We start from the raw sequence: 15,710 nt of genomic DNA, 5'->3' as shown, positions 1-15,710 counted from the left end.
GACCACCGCGGTCCGGCCTTCCCGTTGCGGGCCGGTCGGCCGAGGTCACTTCTTCCACTTCTTCAGCAGGTCGCCCACCTTCTGCTTCGCCTCGTCCTCCAGCTTCTGCCCCTGCTCCTTGACGACCAGCTTCTGCAGTTCGTCCACCACCCCGTCGAGCTCGATCTTCACCTTCGGATCGGTGCGCGTGCCGCCGACCGAGATGGGCAGGCGCAGCCGCGCGGGTTGCCGGGAGCCCAGCAGCTTCGCCAGTTCCGCCATGGGCCCGCGGGCGAAGATCTCGGCGGTCTGGGTCTCGGTCAGCAGCAGGGTGCCGCGGTAGTCCAGGTCGCCCGCGAAGGCATAGGAGCCGTCGACGGTCACGTCGGCGAATCGGCCCAGGCGCGTGGTCAGCTCGCTCACGCCCACGCGGCCGTCCTGCACCTTCACGTGGGTCGCCAGGTCGCGCAGGGCCTGCTCCTGGTCGAAGCTGCCCCCCGTCTTCGTCGCCACGGTGTGCAGCGACTCGTACACCTTTCCCTGCGTGACGACCTTGCCCTGGGCCACGAGGGCGTCGGCGTCGAGGGTCAGGCTGTTGCGGATGGCCTCCGGATCGAAGCCGGCCGCCGCGAAGTCGCCGCCGAAGTTGCAGGCCCCGAAGAGCACGCCGGACAGGCCGGCGAAGCGGGTCATGAAGTCGTTCACCTCGATGTTGCGCGCGGCGTAGTTGCCGCTGTAGGCCGGACGCTGCAGGTCGTTCAGGTCGATGTCGACCTGGCCGGCGACCGTGCCGCGGTACACGGCGGCCGTCACGTCCTGCACGCTGAGCCGGCGGTCGCGCACCTTCACCTGCCCCTTCACCTGCGTCAGCGGCACCTGCATGTACACCACCGTGTCGGCGGCGACGGTGCCGTCGCAGACGATGTCCGGGAACTCGACGCCGTCCGGCACCGGCGACTTGCGCGTCATGCCGGGCCCGGCGCCCGGCGCGGCCGCGCCCGTGGGGCTGGCCGCCGGGATCAGGCGGTCGACGTCGAGCTTCTTCGCGTGCAGCGCGAAGCCGAGGCGCGGCGTCTTCATCGCCTTGCCCGCCTGCAGCTCCGGCGGCAGGAAGTACGGGAACGGGTCGTCGAGGCGGCCGGTCAGATCGAAGGTGCCCGAGGCGAAGACGGCGCGGCTCTGCTCGACCACGAAAGCGGTCGGCGTGAAGGTCACGCGGCCGTCGAGCTTCTGCAGCTCGTCGACCAGGCCCGACTCGGTGTAGGACGCCTCGCGCACGGTCGCGGTCCCCCGGTAGTCGATCCGGTCGGGGTTGCCGGTGGTGTCGACGACGGTGGCGGCCACGTCGCCGCGGCCCGCGAGCCGGCCCTTCTGGCCCGGCGGCAGGAAGGGCTGGGCCAGGGCCAGGTCCACGTCGCGGGCCCGGATCTCGGCGCGGGTGTGGACCGGGACGTCCTGCCTGCCGGTGAGGGTCAGGTCGGCCGTCGCGGACACGGTGCCGCTCTTCCCGTCGGCCGTGAAGCGGGGCTGCAGGTCGGCCGGCAGGAAGGGCTTCAGGCGCGCGAGGGGCTGGTCGGCCATCTGCACCCGGAGCGAACCCCGCGCGCCGCCGTCGGCCACCGCCACGGTGCCGGCGGCCGCGAGGGGCAGGCCGAGCACCTCGCCGGCCACGCGGGCCAGGTCGAGCTGCCGTTGGCCGCCGTCCCAGGTCAGGTCGAAGTCGAGGCCGGCGTCGAGCTCGGGCACCTGGCCGGGGCCGGTGACGGCGATGCGGCGGGCCGAGGTCCGCCCGGTGGCGTGCCAGGCCTCGGGCGCGGGCGTGTCGACGGCGAAGTCGACGGCGAGGTCGTCGACCGCCACGCCCGGCGAGCCGTCGGCGGCCAGGCGGGCCGCGGTGGCGCGCCCGCCCGCGCGGTACATTCCTTCGGCGAGAGTGTCGAAGCTGAAGTCGAGGACGAGGTTGTCGACCGCCACGTCGCGGGACGCGTCGGCGGCCAGGCGTTCGGCGGTGGCGCGGCCCTCGGCGTGGTAGGCGCCCGACGCGGTCGTGTCGAGGCTCAGGCCGAGGGCGAGGCCGTCGACGGTGGTGCCGCGCATGCCGTCGGGGGCCGCGCCCTCGTCGGTGTAGGCCACGCGGCCGGAGCTCACGGTGAGGCTGGCCACCGACAGGGGTGGCGGGGCCTCGCCGCCGTCCGCGGCGCCCGGCGCCCCTCCGGCCGGCTTCTCGCCCGACGCCGGGAAGGTGAAGTTGTCGCTGCCGTCGGCGCGGCGCACGAGGTTCAGCCGCGGCGTGTCCAGGACGAGCCGGTGCACCTGGATCTCGCCGTGCAGCAGGGGGCGCACCGCGAGCTTCAGGTCGAGGCCGGCGGTGGTCAGCAGCGGATCGCCGCCGAAACCGTCCGGGTTGTGGACGGCGAAATCGGCCAGCCGCACCCCCAGGCCCCCGCGCAGGGACACCGAAACCTCGCCCACCGTGATCTCCCGGCCGAGTTTCTGACGCGCCTGGGCCAGGGCGAGGTCGCGGATCTTCTCGGCGGGCAGGAAGACCTTCACCGCCACGACGGCGACGACGACGATCGCGAGCAGAGCCAGCAGCGCGCGAACGGGTTTCCTCTGCAGCAGTCGCATGATCGGTTCCTTCCGGGTGGGTGGACCGCGGTCCCAGGTCAGGTGATTCTAGCAGACCGGGACCCGGCGTCCAGCGGGCGACACCTCCGGAACCGCCGGGAGCGGACGCGAAGCGGGAGAACGGCGGGGTGGCGTCCGGGTTCCCGATGGGGCTATGATGCCCCGGACCACGACGGGATCGTCCCATGGATTGGAGGGTGAAGTGGAGACGACGAAGACCTGCCCCGCCTGCGGTGCCGAGTACCGGCCGACGGCCCTGAACTGCGCCGACTGCAACGTGACCCTGGAGTGGACCCGCGCGCCCGGGCCCACACCCGAACCCGGCGCCCTGGACACCGCCTCGTGGGAGTCCCTGGCCGCCGGCGGCCTGCTCGGCCTCGTCACCGGCGACCACGAGGACATCGTGCGCGTCTACCTGGCCCACCTGCACGAGGCGGGCATTCCGGCCGCCCTGCTGCCGCGGACGCGGTTCGTGGGCCGCGGCGGCACGCCCAGCTACTCCCGCGTGTTCGGCGCCCTGGCCGAGGGGGGCGCCGGCTTCGAACCGGTCGGTTCGGTGCTGGACGGCTACGAATACGAACTCTACGTCCGCCGGCCGGACTACGAGCGGGCCGCGGCCCTCGTCGACGACCTGTACACCGAACTGCATCCGGACCGCCCCGAAGGCCTGTACCGCGAGTTCGATGCGTCCGCCTGCCCGGCCTGCGGCTGCGGTCTGGGCGATGACGCGACCGAGTGCCCCGACTGCGGTCTGGCCCTGGGCTGAGCCGCGTAGGAGGTTCCCGTGCACCGCACCATCGTCCTGACCGGAGCCACCCGCGGCCTGGGCCGCGCCCTCGCGGTGGAGTTCGTGCGGCGGGGCCACACGGTGCTCGGCTGCGGGCGCGACGCCGCGGCCTGCGCCGAACTGGCGGCGTTCCACGGGGCGCCCCACGACTTCGCCGCCGTGGACGTGGCCGCCGCCGAGGCCGTCGCCGCCTGGGCGGCGCGTCTCGCCGCGGCGGGCCCCGCACCCGATCTGGTGATCAACAACGCCGCCCTGATGAACACCCCCGCCCCCCTGTGGGAGGTGCCGGCCGACGAGTTCGCCCGCCTGATGGACGTGAACGTGAACGGGACGGTGCATGTGGTCCGGGCCTTCGTGCCGGCCATGATCACCGCCGGTCGCGGCGTGGTCGTGAACCTGAGCAGCGGCTGGGGGCGCTCGACCTCGCCCGAGGTGGGACCCTACTGCGCGAGCAAGTACGCCGTCGAGGGGCTCACCGGCAGCCTCGCCGCCGAACTGCCGGCGCCGCTGGCGGCCGTGGCCCTGAATCCCGGCGTCATCGACACGGACATGCTGCGCTCGTGCTGGGCCGGTGCGGCCGGGGCCTATCCCAGGCCCGACGCGTGGGCCCCCCGCGCCGCCGACCTCATCCTGGGCCTGGACCGGTCGCACAACGGGCGCTCGCTCAGCGTTTGATGAAGCAGACCGGCAGCACCGCGGCCGTCACCGTGGAGCAGGACGAAGGCCCCGGCCATGCCGGAGCCTTCGTCGTTCTTCCGGGATCGTCCCGTCAGGGCCCGGAGCAGACGTAGTCGCCCGCCGGCGTGGCCACCACGATCCGGAACTCCTTGGTGACCGGCAGGCCCATGCCGCTCTGCATGGCGCCGTTGCTCAATTCGAGGCTGCCCTTCAGGCCCGGCAGGGGCAGGTAGCAGTCCCGCCACGTCAGGCCGACCGGCAGCGGGCCGCTCGGCCGCACACCCCGGAAATAGTGGAACCGCGCGGGCCGCGCGGGCGAGGCGTCGCACCGGGTCTGGTCGAGGGCGACGGCCTGCACCACGCCCGCACCCAACTGCTTCGTCGTCGCGTCGAAGATGTTCTGCGCCACCGCGGGATCGCCGCCGGCCTGGGCGAAGGTCAGGACCGTCAGGTAGATATCGGCTCCCGTAGTGACGAGAATCGACGGCACGACGACGTCGACCTCCAGACGCCACAGACCGTCGACGTTGCTGATGTCGACCAGCCCGGCGGCGTCCTCGCCCCACAGGACGTCCAGGATGTCGTCCGGGCCGCCCCCTTCACGCAGCTGGTTGAAGGGGTCGCACTCGTGATCGATCTGGTAGCGCCAGCCGCCGACGCGCCGCAGCGGTTGGTTCCACGCGTCGCGCGGGTCGTCCCGCCCGTGCAGCAGCACCGACATCCGGTAGAGGCGGGCGTCCACCACGTAGTTGGTGGCTTCCTGGCCCGCACTCGAATCGGCCAGGCGCACGGCGTAGGTGTCCTTGTCGACGAGCATGAAGATGCTCTGGAAGAACTGCAGGGCATCGGGCTCGGTCCCCGACTGGGTGATCCGGAACTCCGTCGTGCCGGCCAGGCACGGGCTCGCCGCCGGATCCGCCACGCACTCGAGACCGGGCCCGAACTGCGACGTGGCCGAGGATTTCGGCAGGAGCTCCACGCACTGGACGCAGGGCGGATAGCCGACTTCGAACGCGAGGGACGCCGGGGTCCCGTCCCGCCGGTCGTGCTCGTCGACCGCCTGGAGCTTCATGGTGAACTCGGTGCTGGGCCCGACCAGGAACCCGAGCGTGTCCGCGGCCCAGCAGGTGTCGCAGGTCGCGGGCCAGGCCGGCGGGGCGATCTCGCTCGCGTCCGAGGCGAAGGAGAACAGGCCGCCGAAGGTGTTCGTGCGGACGCCCTCGAAGTGCCCGGTCAGGCGGGCCGACTGGCCGGGATCGAGCCGCTGGTCGCGCGGATCGTCGCGGACGAGCGCCTTGAAGACCACGTAGGTCCGGTCGGGAACGCGGTCGCCGCCGCCGAACGGGTGGTGCTCCTGCGCCGGGTCGTCGAGGTGGATGTAGTACGGGTACACCTCGGGATCCGCCGGGTGGGCCCAGTCGGTCTCGTTGTCGAGCACGATGGTCTGGGGATCGTGGTTCACCACCAGGTCGATGGTGATGTCGCCGGCTTCGAGGCCGACGATGTCCAGGGCGTTCAGGTGCAGCTGCAACGCCCCCGAAGGGAGCAGGGCTCCGGACAGGTCCGCTCCCGAGCCGTCGTTCCGCAGGTCGAGGCCCCAGACCGGCGCGAAGTACGAGTCGCTGTCGCCCGTCGCCTCGTTGAACCGGCGCGGGTGCCAGCAGTCCTCGAGCGCCGGGATGCAGCCGTCGAGGCTCGAGAACCATTTCGCGCCCAGGATGCCGTCGTCGAAGGGCGCGACCGAGTCCTGCGCCGCGATCCAGGCCGGATCGAGACCGGCGAGGGACGGCGCCGCGAACTCCCAGCCGATGTGCACGGGCTCGCCGAAGCCGATGGTGTCCCCGGGGGCCAGGGCCCGTTCGCCGGACCCGTCGAGGGCCGACCGGAAGAGCCGGGCCAACCGGGGGATCGGCAGTTCGTCGTTGGCCGTCACGCGCACGATGCCGGCGCCGAGAATCATGCCCGGGTAGTCGGCGCGGGCGTCCCACACGACGGATTTGCCGTCCCCGGGCAGCACCCCCGCTCCCGCGTCGCCGGACACGGACCGGCAGATCACCGGCCAGGTGGCGCCGCCGTCCGGCGAGAACAGGATCGTGATGAAGAGCGGATCGCCGTCGGCGTCGGCCACGTCGTAGCCGATGTCGACGAGAAACGTGCTGTCCCGCTGCGCGGCGGTCACGTTGCTGACCACCGGCGCGGACGCCGCCAGGGCCGGCGCGGCGCCGAACGGACCGCTCGACGCGGCGGCGCCGCACAGGAGCACCAGAGCCGCCACGGGCCCGGCGGGAAGGAAGGTCGAGATCGATTTGAACATGACGGTCCCCCTTTCCGGGGCGGCGAACTCACTTGACGAGGGTCATCCGCATCCCCATGACGCGGCGCGAGGTCTCCAGGCGGCACAGGTAGACGCCGGCCGCCGCCGCGCGGCCGCGGTCGTCGCGACCGTCCCAGACGGCTTCGAAGGGCCCCGCCGCCGCCGCGACGTCGTCGACCAGGGTGCGCACGAGACGCCCCTGCAGGTCGTACACCCGCAGCTTGACGGGCGTGGGGCCGGCCAACTCGTAGCGGATCAGGGCCTGCGGGTTGAACGGATTGGGGGCGCAGGAGGCCAGGTGGTCCCGCAGCAGCGGAACCCCGGCTGCCGCCGCCTGCTGGGTGTTCAGCGGGAACGGCGCCGAATCGGCCTGCCCGACCAGGGCCAGCGCCGGCGACGTCGCGAGCCCGACGAGCGCGACGAACGCGCAGATCGCCGGGACGCACGACAGGTTGCGATGCGGACGTTTCATGGTGCCACCATCCTTTCAGGTTCCAGGGGCCGATCGCGGCGCCGGGGCGCCATGGTCCCCCGGTTCGGGCGACGGACGTCGCGACGGGCGCGATCACACCGTTCGGGTCGGCGGGTTCATGCCCGGCCCGGCGGGACCCGTCGGCCGGGACGCCGGGACGAACACGCCACGGCCCGGACTGCGGGCAAGAGTGAGCGAGGATGTGGACTGGCCGTGTGGGGTCCCCCTTGCATCGAGAGGATCGATGCTGGCATGAGTGTAGGGAAAAGGCGACCGCGGGGGCAAGAGCAAAGCGGGACGTACCGGAGCGCGCCGGCCCGACGCCGCAGCCGTTCGGTCGTGCCCGCACGCCCCCGGCCGATGCAAAAAACCTCCCCGCCGGAGCGGGGAGGTCGTGTCGCCGGGCCGGAGCCGCGTGCTACATGGGCGCGAAGCCCTGGTCCGCCCAGTAGGCGTCCTGGTAGATCTTCTCGAGTTCGAGCAGCTGCTCGAGGTGACCGTCCTCCCACTCGACCAGCCAGGTGAAGAGCTGCTTCAGGTCGGGGTCGTCGGTCTTCGCCGCGTTCTCCTTGTAGTAGGCGATGGCCTTGTTCTCGAGATCGCAGCCGATGCTGATCACGGCCATCTCGAACTTGCCCCGCTTGACGGCCTTCTTGAAGTCGTCGGTGATGACGTCGGCCGAACCGTGGTCGACGGCGGCCGGGTGCACGTCGTCGAGATTCAGCTTGCCGGCCTCCATCAGGCTCTTGTACTGGGTCATGAGGATGCGCACGTGGTCGTCCTCGTCCCGGGCCAGCATCTCGAACATGGCCTTGGCGGCGGGATCGGTCGCCTCGCTCGCGGCGTGGCTGTAGAGCTGCTGCCCCTTCACCTCGACCATCACCGCGTCCTTGATGACCTTGATCATCTGCTGCTGCTTCGGATCCATGTTCATCGTCTTCCTCCTGGCGGGCCGTCCTGGGTTGGGCTGGTCCCCTAAACCTCGTCACCCCGGACCCGGCTGGCAAGGGCGTTTCGCGCCGAAACCGGACCTGTGGCATCCACTTCCCTAGAAGTCCATCACGTTCACCTGGAAGTACTTCTTCGGGTTGCGCCGCAGCTCGTCGAGCAGGCGCTTCAGCGAGACCAGGGTCGAGTCGGCGTGCACGTACAGGGCGTCGTCACGCAGCAGCTTGGCCGCGGTGCCGTCGCCCGACTCGACCTCGGTCAGGATGGCGTCCAGGCGCCGCCCCGAGTCCATCAGGTTGACCATGAGGCTGTCGGCGCTGGTCATGGTGCGCTCCATGGTGTCGAAGGTCGTCTCGAGCCGGCCTGACTCCATCAGGTCGCGCAGCCGATCGGTGGTGACGCGCAGGTTCTCGAGGATGACCACCACGTCGCCGTGGTTCTCGGTGACCATGCTGTCGACCTTGACCAGGGTCTCGTTGGCCTGGATCAGGGTCTCGGTGACCTTGCCCTCGGCCTGCACGCGGTCGACCAGCTCGGTGACCTTCCGCGTCAGCTCGCGCATCTCGGCCAGGGCGGCGCCGGCGGCGTCGGTCATCGAGGCGATGGTGCCGGCGGTGCGGCCCTGGAAGATGTGGCCCTCCTTGACCGCGGCCCCGGTGCCGGGATCGACCTCGATCACGACCTCGCCCACGATGCCCTTCTCGCCCAGGGTGACCACGGCGTCCTCGCGCAGGTCGACCGTCTCGTCGAGGGACAGCTCGACCCGCACCGCGCTCTGCATGATGTGCATGCCGGTCACCTCGCCCATGCGGATGCCGCGCACCTGCACCCGGTCGCCCACGCGCATGCCCTCGACCCGCGCGAAGTCGACCTGGTAGAGGCGCGAGCCCTTGGTCAGATCGATGTTCTTCAGCCACATCATGCCGCCGATGAGCACCGCCAGGGCGATGATCGTCAGCACGCCGACCTGGAATTCACTGAATCTGCGTTTCATGCCGTCTCCGCTGTGTCGCAGCCCGGGACGCGGCGCCTAGAACGCGCCGAGCGGTCCCTGCGAGCTGCCTTCGATGAACTGCCGCACCATGGGGTGATCGGACTCCCGCACCGCGGACATGGCCCCGGTGTAGACGATCTTGCCCCGGCTCAGCATGGCTACCCGGTCGCCCACCTTGAAGGCGCTGGGCATGTCGTGGGTCACGACGATGCTGGTCACGCCCAGCTGCTCCTGCAGCTTGATGATCAGGTCGTTGATGGCGTCGCTCGTGATCGGATCCAGGCCGGTCGTGGGCTCGTCGTACAGGATGTACTCCGGCTCCATGACGATGGCCCGGGCGAGTCCCGCCCGCTTCTTCATGCCGCCCGAGAGCTCGCTGGGCAGCTTCTCCTCGGCGCCCTCGAGCCCCACCATGGCCAGGCACTCGCAGGCCCGCGCCCGGATGCGGTCCGCCGGCCAGTTGGTGTGCTCCTCGAGCATGAGCCCCACGTTCTGGCAGATGGTCATGGAGTCGAAGAGGGCGGCCCCCTGGAAGAGGAAGCCGAACTTCTTGCGCAGCTCCATCAGCGGGCGCCGCGCGAGCCCCGAGATCTCCTGGCCCTCGACCCAGATGCGCCCCGCGTCGGGCTCCAGCAGCCGCACGATGTGCTTCAGCAGCACCGACTTGCCCTCGCCGCTGCGGCCGATGATGACCAGCGTCTCACCCTTGTCGATGAGCAGGTCGGTGCCGTCGAGCACGCGCTTGGGGCCGAAGCTCTTGCTGACCCCCTCGACCACGATGCCGCGGAACGACGCCGGGTCGGGCGTCCGCAGGTCGGGCAAGGGCGGGATGTCGTAGCGCGCTTCCATCAGCCCTTCTCGAAGATGATCTGGAACAGGACGATCGCCAGCAGGTAGTCCGCCACCAGCACGCTCAGGCAGCTGCCCACGACGGCGGTCATGGTGGAGCGGCCGACGCCCTCGGCGCCACCGGTCGTGTTGAAGCCGAAGTAGATGCCGCTGAGCGAGATGATGGCGCCGAAGAAGAAGCTCTTGATCAGCCCGCCGAGCAGGTCGCTGTGCTTGTAGAACATCTGCAGGCCCTCGATGAACACGCCGCTCGACACGTCGAGGGTCGCCACCGAAGCGATGTAGCCGCCGAGGATGGCGATCAGGTCGCAGAAGATCGTCACGACGGGGATCATCAGCACCGAGGCCCAGAAGCGCGGCATGGCCAGGTACTGCACCGGATCGATGGCCATGATGTTCATGGCGTCGAGCTGCTCGGTCACCTTCATGGTGCCCAGCTCGGCCGCGTAGTAGGCGCACAGGCGGCTGCCCACGACCAGGGCCATGAGCACGGGTCCCAGCTCGATGAAGACCGACTTGGAGATGACCGTGCCCAGGAACTTCATGGGCACGTAGGCCTGCATCTGGTAGACGGCCTGGACGGCCGTCACGGCGCCGACGAAGACCGAGGTCACGATGACCAGCGGCATGGAGCCCACCAGCACCACGTGCATCTGCTCGAGGATCTCCCGCCGCATCTTCCACACGTGGCCGGTGGCCAGCAGGATGGAGCGGAGCAGGAGCATGCCCCTGCCCGCGCTCGACAGCCCCTGGAAGACGCCGCGCCCGATACTTTCGATAACACCTGTCATGATTGGGCGAATATAATTCCCTTCCCCGCGGAAGTCTACACGCCGGAACTCAGCTCTCCCGCAGATAGCCCAGCATGCCGCGCAGGGTCTGGCGCGTGAAGTCGCGCTCCCGCTCGCGGATGTCCGCCGGCAGGGCCGCGCCGCGGGCGTAGGCCGGATCGGCCGCCGTCAGGGCCCCGCGCAGCAGGACCATGAGCGCCTCCTCGTCGGCGGGCTGCTCGGTGTGGGGCAGGGCCGCCAGGCCGTCCCGGACGCCGCGCACGGTGTCGACCCACAGCCGCAGCTGGGCGCGCGCCTCGGTCAGCAGTCGGCGCCCGTCGCCCCGGAACTCGCCGTGGTGCGCGAAGAAGAGGCGCCGGGGCAGCGGATCCAGGGCCAGGACGCGATCGAGGGAGGCCTCGGCCGTCTCGAGCAGGAAGCGCGGCGGCGTCGCCGGACGCAGGTACCATTCGGACGTTTCCGGCCCCCGGCCGAGGGTGCTGAAGGTGCCGGCGCACTCGCCGAGGAAGATGCCGTCGCCGTGGACGAAGGCCACGTGGTGCGGCGCGTGGCCCGGGGTCTCGATCACCGCGATGCCCCGGGCCGCGGCCTCGCCGTACTCCGCCAGGGCCGACGCCGGCACCGGCACCGGTTCGCCGTAGACCTCGGCCTTGCGCCCGAGCACCTGCCGCGACCCTTCCCACAGCCGCGCCGGATCGACGAGATGGGGCCGCCCCCGCGGATGGGCCACCACGCGCGCCTCCGGCCAGCGCGCCAGGATGCGCGCCGTGCAGCCGCCGTGGTCGAGGTGGACGTGGGTCAGGAGGATGAAGTCGAGCCGCGCGACCCCCAGTTCCTCGAGGGCGGCCACGAGGCGCCCGGCGGTGCTCGGCGGGCCGGGGTCGACGATGAAGGCGAGGTCGGGCCCGAGCCCCGCCCAGCAGCTGATGAAGCGGCGCTGGCCGGGCAGTTCCTGATCGAGGTCGATCAGGTGGTACACCGTCTCACCGGGCGAGGTCGCCAAACCGCGTGAACTCCTTATGGAAGTGGAGGTCGAACTGCCCGATGGGGCCGTTGCGCTGCTTGCCGATGATGATCGTGCCCATGTTGTGCAGGGTCTCGTCCTCGGGCTTGTACACCTCTTCGCGGAAGATGAAGAGCACCACGTCGGCGTCCTGCTCGATGGCGCCGGACTCGCGCAGGTCGCTCAGCATCGGCTTGTGGTCGCCGCGCGCCTCGACCTGGCGCGAGAGCTGGCTCAGGGCGATCACGGGCACGTCGAGGTCCTTGGCCATGCCCTTGAGGTTGCGGCTGATGTTGGAGATCTCCTGCTGGCGGTTCTCGGCCCGGCCGCCGCCCGACATCAGCTGCAGGTAGTCGATGATGATCAGGCCGAGGCCGTGCTGCTGCTTCAGGCGGCGGGCCTTGCTCTTCATCTCGAGCACCGAGATGCCGCTGTTGTCGTCGATGTAGATGGGCGCCTTGCTGAGCTGTTCGCAGGCCTGGGTCAGGCGCGGCCAGTCCTCGGCCCGCAGCTTGCCGCGGCGCAGGTTGTGCAGGTTGAACGAGCCGCTGCTGCCGAGCATGCGCATCACGAGCTGCTCGCGGGACATCTCGAGCGAGAAGATGCCCACGCCCACGCGCTCGTGCACCGCCACGTTGTAGGCCAGGTTCAGGGCGAACGACGTCTTGCCCATGGAGGGGCGCGCCGCCAGGATGATCAGGTCGGACTTCTGCAGCCCGCCCGTCTTGCGGTCCATCTCGGTGAAGCCGGTGCGCAGGCCCGTGACCTCGTCGTTGTTCTGGAAGGCCTCCTCGATCGACTTGAACGTGCCGGGCACGATGCTCTCGACCGCCTGGAAGCCGCCGGTGCGGGTCTCCTCGGAGATGTCGTAGATGCGGCCCTGGGCACGGTCGAGGATCTCGCCGGCCTCGTCGGCCCCCTCCATGGCCTCGGCGGCGATGGTGTTGGAGACGGAGATCAGGTTCCGCAGCACCGCCTTCTCGCGCACGATGCCCGCGTGGTGCACGACGTTGGCCGCGGTGCCCATCATGCCGGCCAGGTCGATCAGGTAGTCCATGCCCCCGACGACCTCGAGCAGGTTGCGCCCCTGCAGCTTCTTCTGCTCGCCCTTGTCGAGGAACTGGTCGGCCGAGCGCTCGAGCAGGTTCGCCACGGTGATCGGGTCGATGGCCTGGTCGTTCTCGTACAGCACGGCCATGGCGCGGAAGATGAGCTGGTGCTCGCGGCGGTAGAAGTCGCCGTCGCCGATCTTCTCGGCCGCGAGACCGACGGCCTCCTTGTCGACCATGGCCGCGCCGAGGACCGCCTGCTCGGCCTCCTCGCTGAAGGGCAGGCGGCGGTCGCGGGGCAGGCGGTCGTAGCCGAAGGTCGAACGCTGCGCCCGGGCGGGCGGCGCCGCGTCGCCGTAGTCGGCGTCCTCCGGCGGGGGGGCCTGGGGCCCGGGATCGTGGTCGGCGCCGGGAGCGGGCGGCGTGGGATCCTCGGGTCCGGTGGGCTGGGTCTGGCCTTCCAAGACGGCTCCTCCGGAGAGCTGCAGGGCGGGGGATTCGTGCGAGTCCCCCATGGTATCACGCGGGTCCGTCGGGGGCCAATGCCCGCTGCCGGACTGCGGACAATCCTGTGGACAACCGGGGGACAAACCCGGGGACAGGGTCCCGGCGGGCCGGGGACAAGTGGGGGACAACATGGCTTCGCGGTGGAAAACCCGCCGCGACGCCCCCATACTGCGGCGGACGGCGCGACCCGATCGACGTCCCGGGGCCCGGGCCCCGGTCATCCTGGCCGTGCCGGGTTGTCCACAACCCTGGGGACAACTTTCCCGCGCAGCCGCTTACGGAGACACCATGGCCGCATCCGACACCCTCCGCACCCTCCTGGACCACCTGCTGGCGGCCCCGCACCCGCCGGGCCCCCGCAGCGGGCGGGGGCAATTGCCCTGGCACGATCCGGACTTCAGCGAGCGCATGCTGCGGGTCCACCTCGACCCGACGACCCACATGGCGAGCCGGGCACCGGAGATCATCGAGCGGCACCTGGACTGGCTGCTGGCCCAGTTGGCCGGCGTCGGGCACGGCGGACCGGCCCACGTGCTCGACGTGGGCTGCGGCCCCGGGCTGTACCTGCACGCCCTCGCGCGGCGGGGTCACCGGGGCACGGGATTCGACTACGCCCCGGCGCCCCTGGCCTGGGCGCGGCGGCGGGCGCGCGAGGAGTCCCTCGCCGCGACCTTCCTGGATGCCGACCTGACCGACCTGCCCGACGACCTGGCCGCGACCGTCGGGCCCGTCGACGCGGTGACCTTCTGGTTCGGCGAATTCCACTCGTTCACGCCGGCGGCGGTCCGCGATTTCCTGCCCCGCCTGGCCGCCTGCCTGCGGCCCGGGGGCCTTTTCGTACTCGAGTACCAGCCGCGCGACCTGTTCTGCTGCGAGGACAGCACGTCCTGGAGCGCCGAGACCGCGTCGGTGTTCTGCGACACGCCCCACCTGTGGCTGCAGGAGTTCGCCTGGCACGAGGAAGACGCCAGCGAGGTCCATGTCCACTGGATCATCGACCGCGAATCGGGTAACCTCCAGCGGTACGAGCAGGTGCATCAGGCCTGGCACGACGCCGATCTGGTCGCCGCCCTCGCGGCCGCCGGCCTCGTCGATCCCGTGTTCCATCCGCCCGTGACGGGCGTGTCCGAGGAATTCGAATTCCCGCTGGTGGTGACCCGCCGGCGGGGCTGAGCCGACCCGAACCGAAGAGACCGACTTGACCTGCAGCGCCGATCACCCCGCCCGCCCCGCCCGGAGCGACCGCCCATGATGTGGCGCAACCCCCGCCGGCTCGTTCCCTTCCTGCTCGGCGCCCTGCTCTTCGCGGTCTTCGCCGCGGCCCCGCCGTTCCCGGTGGTGTCCGACCCGGCCGGCGAGGTCGTGACCCTGACCCGCGAGGGCCAGGCCGCCCTGGGCCTGTTCCTGCTGGCCGGCATCTGGTGGGTGTTCGAGGTGGTCCCGGTGGGGGTCACGGCCATCGCCATCGCCGTCTTCCAGTCGCTGCTCGTGATGCGCGATCCGCGCGCCGCCATGACCGACTTCATGGACCCCACCGTGTGGTTCATCTTCGGCTCGCTGCTCATCGGGGCCGCCTTCTCGCGCACCGGCCTCACGCGCCGCCTGGCCTACCGCATGATGTCGCACCTGCCCGAGCGCGTGAACGTGATCTACCTCGGCGTGTTCGCCATGACGGCCTTCCTCACCCTCTTCATGGCCCACACGGCGGTGGCGGCGGCGGTCTTCCCCCTGCTGCTCGTGATCCACAACCTCTATGAGCCCTCGGGACGGCCGACCCGTTTCGGCAAGGGTCTCTTCATCGGCATGGCCTGGACCGCCGGCGCGGGCAGCATCATCACCCTGCTCGGCGCGGCGCGCGGTGCCGTGGCGCTCGGCTTCTACCACAAGCTCGGGCACGACGAGATCGGCTTCTTCGAGCTCTCGCGCTTCATGGCGCCCCTGGGCGTCGCGATGGTGCTCGTGCTGTGGGGCTACATCTGCGTGGCCTTCAGGCCCGAGCGCGACACGGTGCCCGGCCTGCGCGCCAAGGCGCAGCGCATGGCCGCGAACATGGGCCCCCTCAGCCGCCGGGAGCTGGCCACCATCGGCATCGTCATCGCCGTGGTGGCCGTGCTCAGCCTGCGCTCCTTCGTGCCCGCCCTCGCGGGCCTCGACAAGAGCGCCCTCATCCTGGCCGCGGGGCTGCTCTTCTTCCTCTCCGGCATCCTCGAACTGAAGGACCTGGAGTCGATGCCCTGGAACATCGTGCTGCTCTTCGGCGGGGCCATGAGCATCGGCTTCTGCCTCTGGCAGACGGGCGCCGCCGAATGGATGGCCATCGGCTGGCTGAACCGCCTGCACGGGGCACCGTGGTTCCTCTTCATCATGGGCGTCGCGTTCTTCGTCATGATCATGACGAACTTCATCATGAACGTGGCCGCCATCGCCATCACCCTGCCCGTGGCGCTGGTGATGGCGGGCTATCTCGGCGTCCACCCCGAGGTCATCGTCTTCGCCTCGCTCGCCGCCGCCGGCATGCCCTTCATGCTGCTGGTCGGCGCCGCGCCCAACGCCATCGCCTTCGAGAGCAAGATGTTCCGCACGCGGGACTTCTTCCTGCACGGCATCCCCGCCAGCGCGCTGCTGATGATCATGATCGCCCTGTTCGTGTGGAAGGTGTGGCCGCTGATGGGCATGCCCATCCACACCGGGTGATCCCGGGGGACGGCAGC

At 70.8% G+C, this 15,710-nt stretch carries 13 protein-coding genes; 4 read left to right on the top strand and 9 right to left on the bottom strand.

Translation table 11 applies throughout. The features are described from left to right. Window positions 1–45: 45 nt before the first annotated feature. Complete coding sequence (locus KDM41_02090) at window positions 46–2,607, bottom strand: AsmA family protein (GenBank protein ID MCB1182193.1); 2,562 nt, start codon at window positions 2,605–2,607, stop codon at window positions 46–48. Window positions 2,608–2,809: 202 nt separating this feature from the next. Between KDM41_02090 and KDM41_02085 the strand changes: the two genes are divergently transcribed. Further along, window positions 2,810–3,373: a hypothetical protein gene (locus KDM41_02085; GenBank protein MCB1182192.1), complete on the top strand. Its 564-nt coding sequence runs from the start codon at window positions 2,810–2,812 to the stop codon at window positions 3,371–3,373. Between the two features lie 18 nt (window positions 3,374–3,391). After that, window positions 3,392–4,069 carry an SDR family oxidoreductase gene (locus KDM41_02080; protein MCB1182191.1) on the top strand — a complete coding sequence of 226 codons (678 nt, stop codon included), beginning with the start codon at window positions 3,392–3,394 and terminating at the stop codon, window positions 4,067–4,069. A 94-nt stretch (window positions 4,070–4,163) separates the two neighbouring features. Here KDM41_02080 and KDM41_02075 read toward each other — a convergent pair whose 3' ends face one another. The 8 genes from KDM41_02075 to dnaB form a co-directional block, all read right to left on the bottom strand. Further along, window positions 4,164–6,386, bottom strand: coding sequence for a hypothetical protein (locus KDM41_02075; GenBank protein ID MCB1182190.1), 2,223 nt, complete (start codon window positions 6,384–6,386; stop codon window positions 4,164–4,166). 28 nt (window positions 6,387–6,414) lie between these two features. Then, a complete protein-coding gene (locus tag KDM41_02070; GenBank protein ID MCB1182189.1) occupies window positions 6,415–6,858 on the bottom strand; it encodes a hypothetical protein in 444 nt (147 codons plus the stop codon). 418 nt (window positions 6,859–7,276) lie between these two features. Further along, complete coding sequence (locus KDM41_02065) at window positions 7,277–7,792, bottom strand: ferritin family protein (GenBank protein MCB1182188.1); 516 nt, start codon at window positions 7,790–7,792, stop codon at window positions 7,277–7,279. Window positions 7,793–7,906: 114 nt separating this feature from the next. Continuing rightward, window positions 7,907–8,800, bottom strand: coding sequence for an MCE family protein (locus KDM41_02060; protein MCB1182187.1), 894 nt, complete (start codon window positions 8,798–8,800; stop codon window positions 7,907–7,909). Between the two features lie 36 nt (window positions 8,801–8,836). Continuing rightward, window positions 8,837–9,649 (bottom strand): ABC transporter ATP-binding protein, encoded by an 813-nt coding sequence (locus KDM41_02055; protein MCB1182186.1) that lies wholly within the window; start codon window positions 9,647–9,649, stop codon window positions 8,837–8,839. Continuing rightward, on the bottom strand, window positions 9,649–10,440 hold the full coding sequence (locus KDM41_02050) for an ABC transporter permease (protein MCB1182185.1): 792 nt from the start codon (window positions 10,438–10,440) through the stop codon (window positions 9,649–9,651). Before KDM41_02050 ends, KDM41_02055 begins: the two co-directional genes overlap by 1 nt. Window positions 10,441–10,489: 49 nt before the next feature. Further along, the gene (locus tag KDM41_02045; protein ID MCB1182184.1) at window positions 10,490–11,443 is read right to left on the bottom strand and encodes an MBL fold metallo-hydrolase; all 954 of its coding nucleotides are present in this window, start codon (window positions 11,441–11,443) and stop codon (window positions 10,490–10,492) included. Beyond that, window positions 11,424–13,007: a replicative DNA helicase gene (gene dnaB, locus KDM41_02040; GenBank protein MCB1182183.1), complete on the bottom strand. Its 1,584-nt coding sequence runs from the start codon at window positions 13,005–13,007 to the stop codon at window positions 11,424–11,426. Before dnaB ends, KDM41_02045 begins: the two co-directional genes overlap by 20 nt. Before the next feature lie 280 nt (window positions 13,008–13,287). Here dnaB and KDM41_02035 point away from each other — a divergent pair, with 280 nt between their 5' ends. After that, window positions 13,288–14,172, top strand: a complete 885-nt coding sequence (locus KDM41_02035) for a class I SAM-dependent methyltransferase (protein MCB1182182.1) — start codon at window positions 13,288–13,290, stop codon at window positions 14,170–14,172. A gap of 75 nt (window positions 14,173–14,247) precedes the next feature. Then, a complete protein-coding gene (locus tag KDM41_02030; GenBank protein ID MCB1182181.1) occupies window positions 14,248–15,693 on the top strand; it encodes an SLC13/DASS family transporter in 1,446 nt (481 codons plus the stop codon). The last annotated feature ends 17 nt before the right edge of the window (window positions 15,694–15,710 follow it).

The organism is bacterium (genome assembly GCA_020440705.1).
Taxonomy (GTDB): Bacteria; Krumholzibacteriota; Krumholzibacteriia; order LZORAL124-64-63; family LZORAL124-64-63; genus JAGRNP01.
This window is presented reverse-complemented; position numbering and strand designations above follow the sequence as displayed.